Annotated in this window: 11 protein-coding genes; 9 read left to right on the top strand and 2 right to left on the bottom strand. The window is 39.7% G+C overall.

The window, feature by feature from the left end; translation table 11 throughout:
• The first annotated feature begins 1,118 nt into the window (after positions 1-1,118).
• From dnaA to ACDF53_RS03290, 9 genes are all read left to right on the top strand, one after another.
• Positions 1,119-2,696: a chromosomal replication initiator protein DnaA gene (gene dnaA / locus ACDF53_RS03330; protein ID WP_005384825.1), complete on the top strand. Its 1,578-nt coding sequence runs from the start codon at positions 1,119-1,121 to the stop codon at positions 2,694-2,696.
• Positions 2,697-3,096: 400 nt separating this feature from the next.
• Positions 3,097-4,209 carry a DNA polymerase III subunit beta gene (dnaN, locus tag ACDF53_RS03325; RefSeq protein ID WP_054747902.1) on the top strand — a complete coding sequence of 371 codons (1,113 nt, stop codon included), beginning with the start codon at positions 3,097-3,099 and terminating at the stop codon, positions 4,207-4,209.
• A gap of 303 nt (positions 4,210-4,512) precedes the next feature.
• Positions 4,513-4,746, top strand: coding sequence for an RNA-binding S4 domain-containing protein (locus ACDF53_RS03320; protein WP_119206598.1), 234 nt, complete (start codon positions 4,513-4,515; stop codon positions 4,744-4,746).
• A gap of 3 nt (positions 4,747-4,749) precedes the next feature.
• Positions 4,750-5,850 carry a DNA replication/repair protein RecF gene (gene recF, locus ACDF53_RS03315; RefSeq protein WP_005384817.1) on the top strand — a complete coding sequence of 367 codons (1,101 nt, stop codon included), beginning with the start codon at positions 4,750-4,752 and terminating at the stop codon, positions 5,848-5,850.
• Positions 5,837-6,739 (top strand): DUF721 domain-containing protein, encoded by a 903-nt coding sequence (locus ACDF53_RS03310; RefSeq protein ID WP_370815481.1) that lies wholly within the window; start codon positions 5,837-5,839, stop codon positions 6,737-6,739. The genes recF and ACDF53_RS03310 overlap by 14 nt, the downstream gene beginning before the upstream one ends.
• A gap of 13 nt (positions 6,740-6,752) precedes the next feature.
• Positions 6,753-7,001, top strand: coding sequence for a DUF370 domain-containing protein (locus ACDF53_RS03305; protein ID WP_105086251.1), 249 nt, complete (start codon positions 6,753-6,755; stop codon positions 6,999-7,001).
• A 75-nt stretch (positions 7,002-7,076) separates the two neighbouring features.
• Positions 7,077-8,978: a DNA topoisomerase (ATP-hydrolyzing) subunit B gene (gyrB, locus tag ACDF53_RS03300; RefSeq protein WP_295782543.1), complete on the top strand. Its 1,902-nt coding sequence runs from the start codon at positions 7,077-7,079 to the stop codon at positions 8,976-8,978.
• Positions 8,979-8,988: 10 nt separating this feature from the next.
• On the top strand, positions 8,989-10,470 hold the full coding sequence (locus ACDF53_RS03295) for an amino acid permease (RefSeq protein ID WP_370815480.1): 1,482 nt from the start codon (positions 8,989-8,991) through the stop codon (positions 10,468-10,470).
• Positions 10,471-10,595: 125 nt separating this feature from the next.
• Complete coding sequence (locus ACDF53_RS03290; protein ID WP_105094815.1) at positions 10,596-10,913, top strand: YbjQ family protein; 318 nt, start codon at positions 10,596-10,598, stop codon at positions 10,911-10,913.
• Between the two features lie 71 nt (positions 10,914-10,984).
• Here the strand turns inward: ACDF53_RS03290 and ACDF53_RS03285 are convergent, their stop codons facing one another.
• Together ACDF53_RS03285 and ACDF53_RS03280 are read right to left on the bottom strand one after the other, a co-directional pair.
• Positions 10,985-14,047, bottom strand: a complete 3,063-nt coding sequence (locus ACDF53_RS03285; protein ID WP_370815478.1) for an efflux RND transporter permease subunit — start codon at positions 14,045-14,047, stop codon at positions 10,985-10,987.
• Complete coding sequence (locus tag ACDF53_RS03280) at positions 14,044-15,108, bottom strand: efflux RND transporter periplasmic adaptor subunit (RefSeq protein ID WP_370815477.1); 1,065 nt, start codon at positions 15,106-15,108, stop codon at positions 14,044-14,046. The genes ACDF53_RS03285 and ACDF53_RS03280 overlap by 4 nt, the downstream gene beginning before the upstream one ends.
• Between the last annotated feature and the right edge of the window lie 212 nt (positions 15,109-15,320).

The following is a 15,320-nucleotide window of genomic DNA, read 5'->3' as shown; positions in this document are numbered from 1 at the left end:
ACATCTATTCCTGCTCCTAACGCACTCTAATGACTACTATAACACCTACTATCAGTATAAAAAGTAGTATCAGTTTTTATATCAAACCTAAAAGTCTTTCAGAATACTGATCTAAGATGTAACAAATCTTACCTTTTAACCTCTTGAGGAGAAAGAGGAAAAATTGATGTTACGTTTCCAAATGATTAGGGCTCCTTCATCGATCCATACTAACCGTAAAGTCGCTCAAAAGGACCCTATATTCTCTCCCTAAGACAACCCTAATTTTACCTTACACACCACTACACGATGTAAACGTAACATCAATATCAGCAACACAAGAACTCACAATTCTAATATTTTTTATATTAGACAAATTTATGTTTTAATCTCTAGTTGGAAGGAAGAGAGGAATAGATGTGGTTTTCTCCCTTTTCCCTTTACGCCATATGAAATTACAATTTGTTTTATGAACAGGATTTTATTGTTTAGTAACGATGATTAGATAGTTTCTAGATTACTTTTCCACAGTTATTATTTATAAACATGGTTATCTATCTTTGTAAGAAAGGGGATTGATACTAATTTTTAAGCGACTTGCGTCAGAATGGAGCGAGAAAATTAGTATCAATTCCTTCCTAAAAGTAATCTAGAAACAAAGATAAAAATAAGTGGATAAAAATTAGATTTATAAATCATCGTTACTTAGTTAAAAATAGTTCATATACAAATTGTAATTCCATAAAAGTAGTTTCACTTCCTCCCCCAAAAGTAATAGATATACCCATAAAAATTTAAAATATACATTATAAACAGTTTATAAAAGTTATCCACAGATTGAATGACAAATTACTTATTTTTTGGTACAATCATAACTGAAATTAGGAAAAAGTATATATTTTTATAAGTTTTTGTTGGATAACTTTTAAGGTTATCCACATTTTTTCTCTTTTGACCTGTGTAATCTATAAAGTCAGTTATTATCTGGTTGGAAGAGAATTTTATTTTCACTTATTCACAGGTTGTGCACAGGTTATTCACAGGAATAACATGTTTTTCCACAGCTTTCACAAGAGTTATACACATTATTCCTAAAGTTATACACATTTATCGCAATAGTTATACACAAGAGGCACGTCATGCAGTCATTTGATTTGAATAATATATGGGAACATATATTGCAAGAGGCGAAAAAGAACATGCAACATTTGCCTGACGCGTTGTACTTGCGCGTCACGTCATCGTTGATTCCCATGTCTCTCGAAAGTCATTCGATCCATATTGGGGTCATGCAAACATTTGTAAAAAACTTAATCGATCAGCAGCCACAGATTAGCAAGGCTTTGCAGGATGCTATTACTACGGTTATAGGTTCTCATCGTGATATGGTGTTATTCGATTTCAATCAAGAAAGTGTAGATACTACCTTTGTTGATGAAAGTCTCATCGATGATGCACCTGTAGTGGCTCCGCCGATGCCATTACCTCCAGTAGTAGAGGAGAAAACGCATCAAGAGGAGTTCTACAAACCAATTTATCAAGAGCCGGTCTATATCGATCGTGCTCCAGCGCCTGTGGAAATCCCAGATGAACCAATGGTAGCGCCTAGTAAAACTGTTGAAACTACAACACCTACATTACAGTCTGATAATGTACCTGTAGATTTATCCTTATCTAATCTAAACCCAGCGTATCGCTTTGACAACTATGTAACAGGCAACGCGAACCGCATTCCATTTGGGGCTGCTCAAAATGTAGCCGAATATCCTGGTGGCGACTATAATCCGCTCTTTATCTATGGTCCTTCAGGCCTCGGTAAAACGCATTTGATGCACGCCATCGGCAATGCCATCAAGGAAAATCATCCACACATGAAGGTTATGTCTATTACGAGCGAAAACTTTATGAACATTTTCGTCGAAACATTACAGCGTAACCAAGGTAAATTGTTCCGCAACACGTTCCGCAATATCGACGTGCTCATGATTGATGATATTCAGTTCCTTGAAAGTCGTGAAAGTACGAAAACCGAGCTATTTAATACGTTCAATGAGTTATTAAATAACAACAAACAAATCGTACTTACTTCTGATACAATGCCAAACGATATGGAGCAATTCGAAGACCGTCTCCGTTCTCGTTTCCAAGCTGGCTACATTGCAACAATGGAAAATCCAGATTTAGAAACGCGCATTGCTATCTTTAGATCCTTACTCGAAAGAGAATATAAGAAAAATCGCGTTATCCGTATCGATAACGACTCCATCAACTACGTGGCACTTCAATTCAGCGAAAACGTCCGCGTGTTGCAAGGTGCTTTCACAAAATTAATCGGTACTGCATCTATCGATCAACGTCTTGAATCTATCGATTTAGAATACACTAAACAAGCCTTGGCTGGCCTCGTTCACACAGAAGAGGTTAACATGGTGACTATTGAAAGTATTCAGAATTTTGTAAGTTCTTATTTCAATATTAAAAAGCAAGACTTGCTCGGTAAGAAGCGTAAAGCACAGTTCGCATTCCCACGGCAAGTGGCCATGTATCTCTGCCGCGATATGATCAATGAAAGTTATCCGCAAATCGCAGCTGCGTTCTCTCGTGACCATACAACAATTCTCCATGCGTACGATAAAATTACGAAGGAAATTGAACGAAACGAAGAAACTAAGAACATGATTTCTGAAATTAAACAGAAATTAACAACCTGTGGATAACTCTGTGGATATATTGTGCGTAACTTTGTGGATATCCTAAAAACCGTACTCCGCTGTGAGTATGTGGATAAGTGGTTACAAACTATCAACATAGTTATACACAACCAAGAAATCGCACAGTTAGTAGCGCCAATTCACTTTTACACATATGAACAGGCCCCTACTATTACTACTACTAAAACTAACAAACAATCAAAAAACCAGTAGAAACAGATCTATCGCAGAATATCTATAGAGCATCTACGGTAGCAAATATAGAATATTACAAACAAGAGAAATAGTTATCAATGCTTCTACATTATATGAAAATAGTACATACAAACAATATATATATAATGTAAAGCAATCTACAAATCTAATAATACTAATAACAAACAGACAAATTATAAAGGAGTAACATATGCATATTACATTCCCAAAAGCAAATCTCCAAAAAGCAATCAACGTATTGCAAAAGGTATCTCAAAATAAAACAAGTTCCAACTTACCAGGTGCTATCTATATGACAACAAAAAATGGTCAAGTAGAATTGCAAGGTAATGACTTTGAACTAGGTATTCGTTTAACAATCGACGGCGACATTAAAGAACCTGGTACATTAGTTGTAGGTTCCCGCTACTTCCAAGAATTAATTCGCAAATTACCAGGCGATACCATCGAACTTTACAAACCAGAGGATGGTAATTCTTTAACAATCACTTCTGGCTCTTCCGAATTCAACTTAGTAACATTGCATCCAGATGATTTCTCTTTAGTTGAACAAATTCACGACCAAGATCATGTGAACATCGATAGCTTTGCTATGAAAGAACTCATCGATTTAACAAACTACGCAGCTGCTACTGACGAAGATCGTCCTGTATTTACAGGTGCTCTTCTTGAAATCAAAGAAAACGAAGTAACAATGGTTGCTACTGATACACACCGCATGGCTGTTAAGAAAATTACCATCGATGAACCAGCAACTACGCCAATGCGCGCTATCATTCCTACAAAAACATTGGCTGAAGTATCTCGTTTATTACCAACAGATAATCCAGCCATGATCAACATCATTTGGAACCGTACACAAATCGTGTTCAACTTTGAATCTATTTACATCATTTCTCGTTTGATCGAAGGTACGTACCCTGAATATGAAAAGGTAATTCCTTCCCAATTCGATTCTAGCGCTGTTATCGACCGCCGCGAATTCGCTGGTGCTGTTGACCGTGTATCCTTGTTGGCAAAAGATATCAGCTATAACGTAATTCGTTATGATTGGGCTGAAAGCAATGTAACATTGTCTACTCAAAATACTGAAATCGGTATGGCAAAAGAAGACGTAGCTGTTGAATTTAAAGGTACACCGTTTACAATTTCCTTCAACGGTCGCTACATCTCAGACATCTTGCGCCACAGCACAGGCGACAACATTCACTTGTTCTTAAAACAAAATGGTCCTGTTGTTATTCGCCAAGACAATAATCCGAACTATACATACGTAGTAACACCAGTTCGTACGAATGCATAAAGTAGGGCAGTAGTCAATGGAGGAGCTTGCGACGACAGGGACACTGCATCACTTTGTTCCGAACGTAAAATTTTCTAGGCTACAACGTAGCCTAAAGAAAATTCACAGTGAGGAACTGTACTCTGGTACTAAATAATTAATAATATTTTATGTTGATGTCTATTATTATTTAATTGATAATTTAATCAACGTATTGTATATTCTAGTGAATTAATATACATATTTTTATTAGGTAATGATGATTAAAAGTCATCGTTACCTAATTCCCATATAGTTATAAATTGTCCACTATAGGAGGACGTCATGAAAGAGCAACAGCAGGTACCCATTCATACGGAGTACATTCAAATTGATCAGTTGTTGAAGTTAGAAGGTATCATCGAAACAGGTGGTCAAATTAAATCCTTTATCGAAGAAGGTATTCTTACTTTGAATGGTCAGGTTGTCACAGAAAAGCGCAAGAAGTGCCGCGTTGGCGATGTGATTTCTTGTGAAGGTCTCGATGTAGATCTCGTAATTACCCAAGAGGAGGCATAATCGGTGAGAATTGACTCACTGCAATTATTCCAGTTTCGTAATTATAAGGATGTAACGATTCAGTTTAATCCGGAGATTATCGTTTTGCACGGCACTAATGGGGCTGGTAAGACGAATATTCTTGAATCTATCTATGTGGGTACCATTGGTAAAAGCCATCGGACCAACGATACGTCAGATATGCTCATGTTCAATGCTGAGGAAGCTGGCATTGTAGTAAAGTTCGAGAAAAAGGATACGCCACAAAAGGTAAATATTAAGTTATTCCGCCAAGGTCCTAAGGATATTCGCTTAAACGATACTAAAATATCTCAAAAGGAACTGATTGGTACATTAAATACAGTTATATTCTGTCCTGAAGATTTACAACTCATCAAGGGAACTCCGTCGGGACGTAGACGTTTCCTCGATATGGAAATCTCTCAGACTAGCGCTACGTACTATCATCAGTTGATGCAGTATAATCGATTATTACAGCAGCGCAATGCGATCCTTAAAGAATATAGAGGGAAGCAAAACATTCCTCTTGAAGAATGGGATTTACAGTTAGCTGATATGGCGAGCTTTATCGTAAAGAAACGATTAGAAAGCTTGAAGAAAATTAACCTTCTCATCGATTTGATGAATCGTAAATTAACGGGTGGTCTCGAGAATTTGACCATCGGTTATGAACAGCCTTATATGGACAATGGTTCATTAGAATATACAAAGGAAGGATTTTACGAGCGCATTAAAGCAGCGTTGCCGCAGGATCGTCATCGGATGACTACTAGCGTAGGTCCTCACCGCGATGATTTACGATTCTTCTCTGATGCGATGGATTTAAAGAAATTTGGATCCCAAGGGCAGCAACGAACTGCTGTATTATCCTTAAAGTTGAGTGAACTTGAGTTTATCAAGTCCGAGGTTGGAGAATACCCAGTTCTGTTATTGGATGATGTATTGAGCGAACTTGATGAGTCGAGACGAGCGAATTTATTGCAGTTTATTCATAAACGTATTCAAACATTTATTACTACTACAGATATTCACGATTTTAAAGATTTGAAATCTGTTCAATTTATTTCTTGTGAAGGGGGAAAGGTTCAGTATGGACAGCCTTGATCTTTGTTTACCAAAGGCCTTATCAAAACTGAATTTACTGGAACAATATAAATTAAATACCCTCGTTCACAAGTGGCGTGATGTAGTGGGCGATGTCATTGCGGATCATACGAAAATTGTATCTATCAAGCCTCCCGATATGGTTATCAGTGCAGATAACTCCATGTGGATGCAGGAATTACAGATGCAAAAACGACGTATCATTGAGGCTGTTAACAAGTATTACCATCAAGAGGTGATCAAAGATATTCGCTTCATTATGAAACGGCAGAGCTATGTGAAAGCTAATACTGATACATCTATTTCATTGCCTGATGAACAGATTATTACAAAACGTATTAATTTCGCAGACATCGTGCTTTCAAAAGAAGATGTAGATGCCATTGATAAGTCGTTAGAACAAACGGATAACGAAGAATTACGAGCTGCTTTCAGAAAAGTACAAATTACGGCTCGAAAGCGTGAAATCTATTTAGAGCAGCATGGCTATCATCGTTGTGGTCGATGTGGCATGCATATGCAATCTAAACGGGACATCTGCCCTACTTGTGAATATGAATTGCATCGAAAACATATTAAGGACATTAAGTCGGTTATTAGAAAGTACCCGTACTTTAAATATAGTGATTGTCAGCAATTCATACAATGTACATTCCCAGATTTTGCAGAAGCGATGCGAGAATCCATATACTTTTACCTAGATAAAATTTATAAAGGATCCATCAATCGCCGTCATATGTATATGGTGGCTATGCTCATCACCCATAAAAAGCCTGATGAGCTAACGGATCAACATGTTATCAATTTGTGCAATAAATATCGGTCTAAGTTCCTTGCTGAAGAAGAACAGCGCAAAATTGATGCCCTTAATGGGACATTAGAAAAGTAGAGGGGGCATTCCTATGTACGTTCATATTGGGGATACCGTTTCCGTGCCTATTGAATCCATCATTACCATGGTGCACGCCAAGGGCGGAAAGTCCCATAAAAGTCCTATTCATCACTATGAAACGCTAGAGTATATCGCCATGGTACCAGAGGAGCAAATCAAGACCTATGTGGTCACTGATGATTGCGTTTATGGATCTGGTATTAGCATTAAGACTTTAATGAGACGAATTGATGAGTTTTATAGTATAATAAAGAGATAAGATTTATTCTGTACATGTGTTGTACCAAATTTCAATCCAGTACAGTGTGATAGATTGTTAGGAGGAGTTTGTTTCATGCCTGAAGAAAATTATGGCGCTCAGAATATACAAGTTCTTGAGGGTCTTGACGCGGTACGTAAACGCCCTGGTATGTACATTGGTAGTACGTCCATTCGCGGTTTACATCACCTCGTTTATGAAGTAGTAGATAACTCTGTAGACGAAGCGCTTGCAGGTTACGCTACACATATCGAAGTATCCATTAATGAAGATAACAGCATCACTGTTGTCGATGATGGTCGTGGTATTCCTACAGGGATGCATGAATCTGGTATGTCTGCGGTAGAGTTAGTATTAACAAAATTGCATGCTGGCGGTAAATTTGGCGGTGGCGGCTACAAGGTTTCTGGTGGTCTTCACGGCGTAGGTATTTCCGTAGTAAATGCGTTGAGTGAATGGACTAAGGTTCAAGTAGCTCAAAACGGTATCATTCAAGAGATTACATTCGCTCGTGGTCATAAGACTTCCGAGTTACATGAAATCGGCAAAGCAGAAGGTACTGGTACTACAGTTATCTTCAAGCCAGATGCTGAAATCTTTGAAACTACAGTATTCAACTTTGATACATTGAAAATTCGTTTACAAGAATTGGCATTCCTTAACAAAGGTCTTCGCATTACATTGAGCGATTTGCGCCAAGAGGAACCTCGTGTTGAAAGCTTCCACTACGAAGGTGGTTTGAGTTCTTTCATTGCCTTCTTGAACGAAAATAAAGAAGTAGTAAATCCTACTGTTATCGACATTGAAAATACAAAAGACGACGTAGTAGTAGACGTAGCGTTGCAATATAACGATAGCTACAGCGAAAATTTGTTGTCCTTTGTAAATAACATCAATACTGTTGACGGTGGTACTCACCTTTCTGGTTTCCGTGCTGCCTTGACTCGTACACTCAATGATTATGGCCGTAAATCTGGCTTGATTAAGGAAAATGAGTCCAACCTTTCCGGTGAAGACGTACGTGAAGGTTTGACAGCTGTTGTATCTGTAAAAGTATTGGAACCTCAATTTGAAGGCCAAACAAAAACTAAACTTGGCAATAGCGAAGTTAAAGGTATTACAGATGTTATCGTATCTGAAGGTCTTAAGACATTCTTCGAAGAACATCCTCAAGATGCGAAGAAAATCATCGAAAAAGCAACAATGGCAAGCCGTGCTCGTGAGGCAGCTCGTAAAGCCCGCGATTTAACTCGCCGTAAAAATGCGTTGGAAGTATCTAGCCTTCCTGGTAAATTGGCAGATTGCTCCGAAAAAGATACATCTATGACTGAAATTTATCTAGTCGAAGGTGACTCTGCGGGCGGTTCTGCAAAACAAGGTCGTGACCGTCGTTACCAAGCGATTTTACCATTGCGTGGTAAGATCCTTAACGTAGAAAAGGCACGCCTTGATAAGATTTTAGCTAATAACGAAATTCGCTCCATGATTACCGCTTTCGGTACTGGTATTGGGGAAGAGTTCGATATTACAAAATCCCGTTATAACAAGATTATCATCATGACAGATGCGGACGTTGATGGCGCTCATATCCGTACCTTGTTATTAACATTCTTCTACCGTTATATGAAACCATTGGTAGAGGAAGGTCATATCTACATTGCTCAACCACCGTTGTACCAAATCAAGAAGGGTAAATCCCACTGGTATGTATACTCTGATGCAGAGCTTACAGCTAAGCTTGATGAGGTAGGTCGTGATGGTATCACAATCCAACGTTATAAAGGTTTAGGTGAAATGAACCCTGAACAATTGTGGGAAACTACCATGAACCCAGAAAACCGTACGATTTTACAAGTTAGCTTAGAGGATTCCATCGAAGCTGATAAAATCTTTACAGTTCTCATGGGCGATAAGGTAGAACCTCGTCGTAAATTTATTGAAGATAACGCAAAATATGTGCGTAATCTAGATTTATAAGAGGTGACCCATGGCTGAAAATCAAAATAATAATGTAGAGTTTACCTCTAATAAAGATCAACATTTAAAACGTTCCCTAAAAGCGCGTCATATGAATATGATCGCTTTAGGTGGCGCTATCGGTACTGGCTTATTCGTAGCCGGTGGTGAAGTGGTAAGTACAGCAGGCCCTGGTGGTGCGCTTGTAGCTTACGGCCTCATCGGTATCATGGTATACTTCCTCATGACATCTCTTGGGGAAATGGCTACGTACTTGCCAATTCCAGGTTCCTTCGGGACTTATGCAAAACGCTATGTAGACCCTGCCTTTGGTTTTGCCTTAGGTTGGAACTATTGGTTTAACTGGGCTATTACATTGGCTGCTGAAGTATTAGCAGGGGCACTGATCATGAAATATTGGTTCCCTGATGTGCCTGCCATTGTATGGTCTGCTCTGTTCTTGTTCGTTTTATTCGGCTTGAACTATTTATCCACACGTTCCTTTGGTGAAAGTGAATATGTATTCTCTAGCATCAAGGTTATTACTGTATTCGTATTCCTGTTCTGTGGCTTCATGCTCATCTTTGGCATTGGTGGCACATCTCCAGGATTTGCGAACTGGACAGTAGGGGAAGCACCATTCGTAGGTGGCTGGGAATCCATTCTCGCTATCTTCATGGTAGCTGGTTTCTCCTTCCAAGGTACTGAGCTTATCGGCGTAGCTGCTGGTGAAGCAGAAGACCCTGAAAAGAATGTACCAAAAGCGATTAATACAATCTTCTGGCGTATTCTATTGTTCTATATCGGTGCTTTCACAGTTATCGGTTTCTTAATTCCGTACACTGATCCAAATCTGTTGAATTCTAGTGTAGAGAATGTATCTATTTCTCCATTCACACTCGTATTTGACCGCTTTGGTTTTGCCTTTGCTGCTAGCTTTATCAATGCTATTATCTTAACGGCAGTACTCAGTGCTGGTAACTCTGGTCTATATTCTTCTACGCGTATGCTTTACGCACTCGCTAAAGAAGGTCAAGCACCTAAGATTTTTGCTAAGCTTAATAGCCGTGGCGTTCCAGTGCCAGCGTTAATCTTAACGACAGCAATCGGTTTATTTGCATTCCTTACAAGCTTCATCGGTGAAGGTACTGCATATACTTGGATTGTTAATATTTCCGGTCTTTGCGGTTTCATCGCTTGGGTTGGTATTGCTGTTTCTCACTATCGCTTCCGTCGTGCCTTCATTGCACAAGGTAGAGATCTTAGTGAATTACCTTACAAAGCGTGGTTGTTCCCAATTGGCCCAATCTTGGCGTTCATTCTTTGCGTCATCATCATTGCTGGTCAAAACTACTCCGCTTTCACAGGCGATACAATCGACTGGTATGGCGTATCCGTTGCGTACATCGGATTGCCAATCTTCTTCGCAGTATACTTAGGTTACAAATACATCAAGAAAACAAAACTTGTTCCATTGAAAGAGGTTAACCTAGACCGCGATTTTGATCGATAAAAACATATAATTAGACCTGTTCATTATGAATGTAGTGAATAGGTCTTTTTTTGTGATTGTATTTCTGTGAAAGCCTTGCTATAATAAATCAAAATATATTGTAGTCAATTAGAGAGGATACAATTATGATTATTACTACAACTATGCATATTGAAAATAAACCTGTACAAGAGTACAAAGGTATCGTATTTGGTGAGGTCGTAGAAGGCCGTAACTTTGTGAAAGACTTCATGTCTGGCATTCGCGACATCGTTGGTGGCCGTAGCGGTAGCTATGAAAACTCCTTGATGAATGCACGCCAAGCAGCGCTTGATGAAATGTCTCAACGGGCTTCTAAATTGGGTGCTAATGCTGTTATTGGCGTATCCTTCCAATACAGCACAGTAGGTGCAGAAAATGGTATGCTCATGGTTACATGCAATGGTACAGCTGTTGTAGTTTAATAGGTAATAGACTATAAGTTTCCATGTATTATTGTAACTAAAAACAGCAGGGTGGTAGCCCTGCTGTTTTTTTATTTTATCTTGTACCAGCTTGCATACATGACTGGTAATACGATAAGTGTTAGCACTGTTGCCACTAGTAGGCCACCGCTAAAGGCGATAGCAAGTGGGCTCCAGAATACAGATCCCATGAGAGGAATCATGCCTAAAATCGCTGCGATAGCAGTGAGCATGATAGGGCGGAAACGAAGTGTAGCGGAGTTGATAATCGCTTCACGAGGTTCTTGTCCTTCTGCCTTGTGGATTTCGATTTGGTCTAACAAGATAATGGAGTTACGAATGATCATACCCGAAAGGGCGATGATACCTAGAATAGCCATAAAGCCCAATGGCGTTCTTGTAATATTCAGAGCCAATACGACGCCGATTAATCCGAGAGGGGCTGTGAGCAAGGCCATAAACATGAGGGCGATACGCTTTAATTGGAACATGAGGATTGTCATGATCACAAAGAGCATAATCGGCATTGGTGTTAACAGATTTTGTACAGCTGTTACGCTCTTTTCTGCGGCCCCATCAAGTTCAATGGTATATCCTGTAGGCAAGGAATCGCGAATGTCTTGTAAGGATTTATAAACCTCTTTTGTTTTCGCATTGCCTAAGACACCTGCATTTACATTAGCGTGAATGCTGATGGTTGGCATCATGTTGCGATGCCAGATAATACCATCCTCTTGGGTCATGGAGATGGTTGCAATTTGGCTAAGAGGTACGTAAGAACCATTACCTGTTTGAATTGGTAAGGAGGATAGAGCACTTAAATTGTGTTGTTCATTATCTCCTAAACGGAATGTAACAGGAATTGTTTGGTTACCTTCGTAGTATTCACCAGATTTTGTACCGGATAATAAACTTTGCAAGTGTAAGGATACGGCATAGCTATCGATACCAAGTAAACGAGCCTTGTTAGGATCGATATGAACATTGGCTACTGGTTCCGTATCTGGCCAGTCAAAGGCTATGTTATGCAAATCTTTATCGCCTTGCATCTTGTCTTTTACCTTGTTGGCAATTTCTTTTACCACCTTTTGATCAGGTCCAGATACGCGGAGCATAACTGGATATTTGGATGGTGGACCAATTTGTAAGAATTGCGTATTAACAAGGGAAGATGGGAATTCTTCATTTAAGTATGGCGTCAATTCAGCATATAGTTTATCGCGATCCTCTAAGGATTTAGTAACGATAACGTACTGCAAGAAATTGTTCCGTTGCAATTCCGGTTCCAAGGTGAGGACGAAACGTGGAGAACCTTGTCCAATATAAGATGTAAAGGTTGAAATATGTTCGTTACCTTGTAAATGTTCGTCGATGATCTTCGCTTGATTTGCGGTGTACTCGATGGATGAACTTTGAGGGAATTGCATGGATACGATGATTTCATTACGCGTTGATGATGGGAAAAATTCCTGTTTTATCAATGGTAGTGAAAGTAGTGATAACACAAAGGCACCTAAGGTGATGAGTAATACTACCTTATGATGACCTAAGGCCCAATGTAACAGTCTTTCAAACTTGTCATAGAATGTAACACTAAGATTATGCATGATATGGTCTCGTTTGGTCCATTCTGATTCAGGTTTTGGAGCTTTGTTTTCGATGATTTTATAACCGAGAACAGGGCTGACGAGAACAGAGGCGAACCAAGATAGGATGAGCGCCATAAATACAACGATGGATAGAGATTTTGTAAACTCTGCTACCATGCCTTCTGCGAGTGCTAATGGTAAGAAGCCAGCACAGGTAATGAGCGTACCAGATAGCATAGGGAATGCTGTCGATTGATAAGCAAAGGTGGCAGATCTAAAGTGACCCCAACCTTCTTCGAGCTTAATGCTCATCATTTCTACAACGATGATGGCATCGTCTACGAGGAGGCCTAGAGCCAGTATTAATGCACCTAGACTAACCTTGTGCAGATAAATGCCATTTTCATACATCAAAATGAATGTGGTAGACACAACGACTGGAATAGTGAGGGCTACGACCACACCTGTACGCAAGCCAAGAGATGCAAAGCTTACGAGCAATACGATGGCGATGGCTTCAAATAAGGATTGTGAGAAGTCCCCAATGGATTCCTTAACAATATGTGGCTGGTTAGATACTTGATCGAGTTCAAGGCCTGCAGGGATGGTTTTCTTCAACTCTGCTAGCTTTTTATCGATAGCTTCACCAAATTCCACATTGTTAGCCCCAGCATCCATGGAGATGGCAATACCGATAGCTGGCTTGCCTTCATAGTAGAATTGAGGATTGCTAGGATCTTGGTAGGTCATAGTTACATCAGCCATGTCGCCAAGGCGCAAGGTTTGATTATTGATGCGAATTGGCATATCTTGTACGGCTTGCGGACTATCGAATAGGCCGTTCACGCGGAGATATACATTATTCGTATCCGTCGTAATCATACCAGCTGGAACCATCATACTTTGCTGTTTGATAGCCGTTAATAGTTGTTGTGTACTGATTTTATAGGATGCCAGTTTATCCTTATTAATCGTTACATTAAGGGTTTGTTGTTGAACCCCAATGAGGCTGATTTTCTTAACGTTTGGAACAGATAACAATTGACGTTTTAAGTCTTCTGCTTGTTGACGCTTTTCTTCATAGGAGAATTCATCGCCGCTAATGGCGTAGATAATGCCGTATACATCATCAAATCTGTCGTTGATAGTCGGTCCTTGAACACCTTGTGGTAATGACTTCCATTCATCGTTGATCATGTTCCGCGCTTCTTCCCAAGCGGGACGGATTTTATCGGATGGTAGATTTTCTTTCAGATTAATATAAATAACTGATTTGCTGCCATCTGTGAAAGATTTTGTATAATCGACGCCAGGTAGGTCGCGCAGTTTTTCTTCTAATTTGTCCGTTACCTGATCCGACATTTCTTGTGGGGAAGCCCCCGGCCAAGCAACGCCGACTACCATGGTGCGCATCGTAAAGTCTGGGTCTTCCATACGTCCCATATGGTTGTATGAAAAGATACCAAAGGTGAGGAGCACAGCCATGAAGTAGTAGATAATGGACTTGTGTTTTAAAGCCCATTCGGCTAAGTTAAATTGTTTCATTGACTCACCGCCGTCCCTTCTTGTAATTGTTGGGTACCAGCAGTGATGACAATGTCACCCTTAGCTAAGCCAGATGTGACGATAACTGAGTTTTGACCAAAATCACCAGTCTTGATTGGCACGAGATGAGCCTTTTTATCGCGGATGATGTAGACCGCATTGTTGCCGTTTGAGTCTTTTACAAGAGCCGTCAACGGAATGGTGATATTGCTTGTATCCGTCGTAGTTAGATTTACGTTAACTGTCATACCTAGCTGTACTTCACTAGGTGCATTTTGCAAGGCAATTTTTACTGTATACGTTCTTGCTACTGGATCTGGAACTGGTGAAATCTCACGCACAACGCCTTGAACCTTTACATCTGGTAACGCCCAGAAGGTAATCGTAGCAGGGCTACCGACGTGAATCTTGCTCATTTCCTGTTCTGGAAGAGCGATGACCGCTTCTGGATCACGACCAACTGCTAAGGTGCCTACATTTTGACCAGCCGCTACGACTTGGCCAGATTCAAGAGTAAGAGCCGTAATAATGCCCGTATCTGGAGCCGTTAAGCTAGTGTAGCTATTTTGATTGCTACTCAAATTAAGGCTTGCTTGAGCCTGTTGTAATTGAGCAGCTGTGGCATTTAATTGGTTTTCCGCTTGGTCTAATTGCAATTTACTAATCGCTTGTTGCGCATAGAGTTCGCGGTATCGATTAGCATTAGTTTCTGCTAATTCATAAGCCGATTGAGCTGCTTTTACGGCGCCTTCTGCATTTTGCATTTGTGCTGCCGTATCAGAACCATTGATTTGAGCGATAACTTGGCCTGCTTCCACCACATCACCAACATTTACAAATTTGTTGATAACGCGGCCTCCAATTTGAAAGGCTAGTTTAGTTTCCGTTTTATTATGGATAGTACCTGCATAGCCAGCACTCGTAGTGCCTGATTCTTCACCGATGGTGATGGTCCGTACCTTGAGAGTAGTATCCTCAGGTGGCTTTTCTGATCCGCAACCACTTATGATAGAGGTCCCGATTAAGAGGGCTCCTATGGTTGCCATGACTCTTTGATTCATAGAATCTCTCCTTTTACTACACACATAAGCCCTATGACACATAACTACACAATGAAATGATCATAGGACTTTATATTTTAATGGACCTATTTTAGAATAATGACTAGTTTTAAATTAGATGTTATTTCTAGATTAGGTCTAAATATATATTTTATACAATTTAATAATACTATATTTAAATATATAATTCTAGTGTATTTGTAGAAATTTGT

The sequence above is a fragment of the Veillonella sp. genome, from assembly GCF_041333735.1.
Lineage (GTDB): Bacteria > Bacillota > Negativicutes > Veillonellales > Veillonellaceae > Veillonella.
Note: the sequence above shows the minus strand (reverse complement) of the source record. Positions and strands in the feature narration are given on the sequence as shown.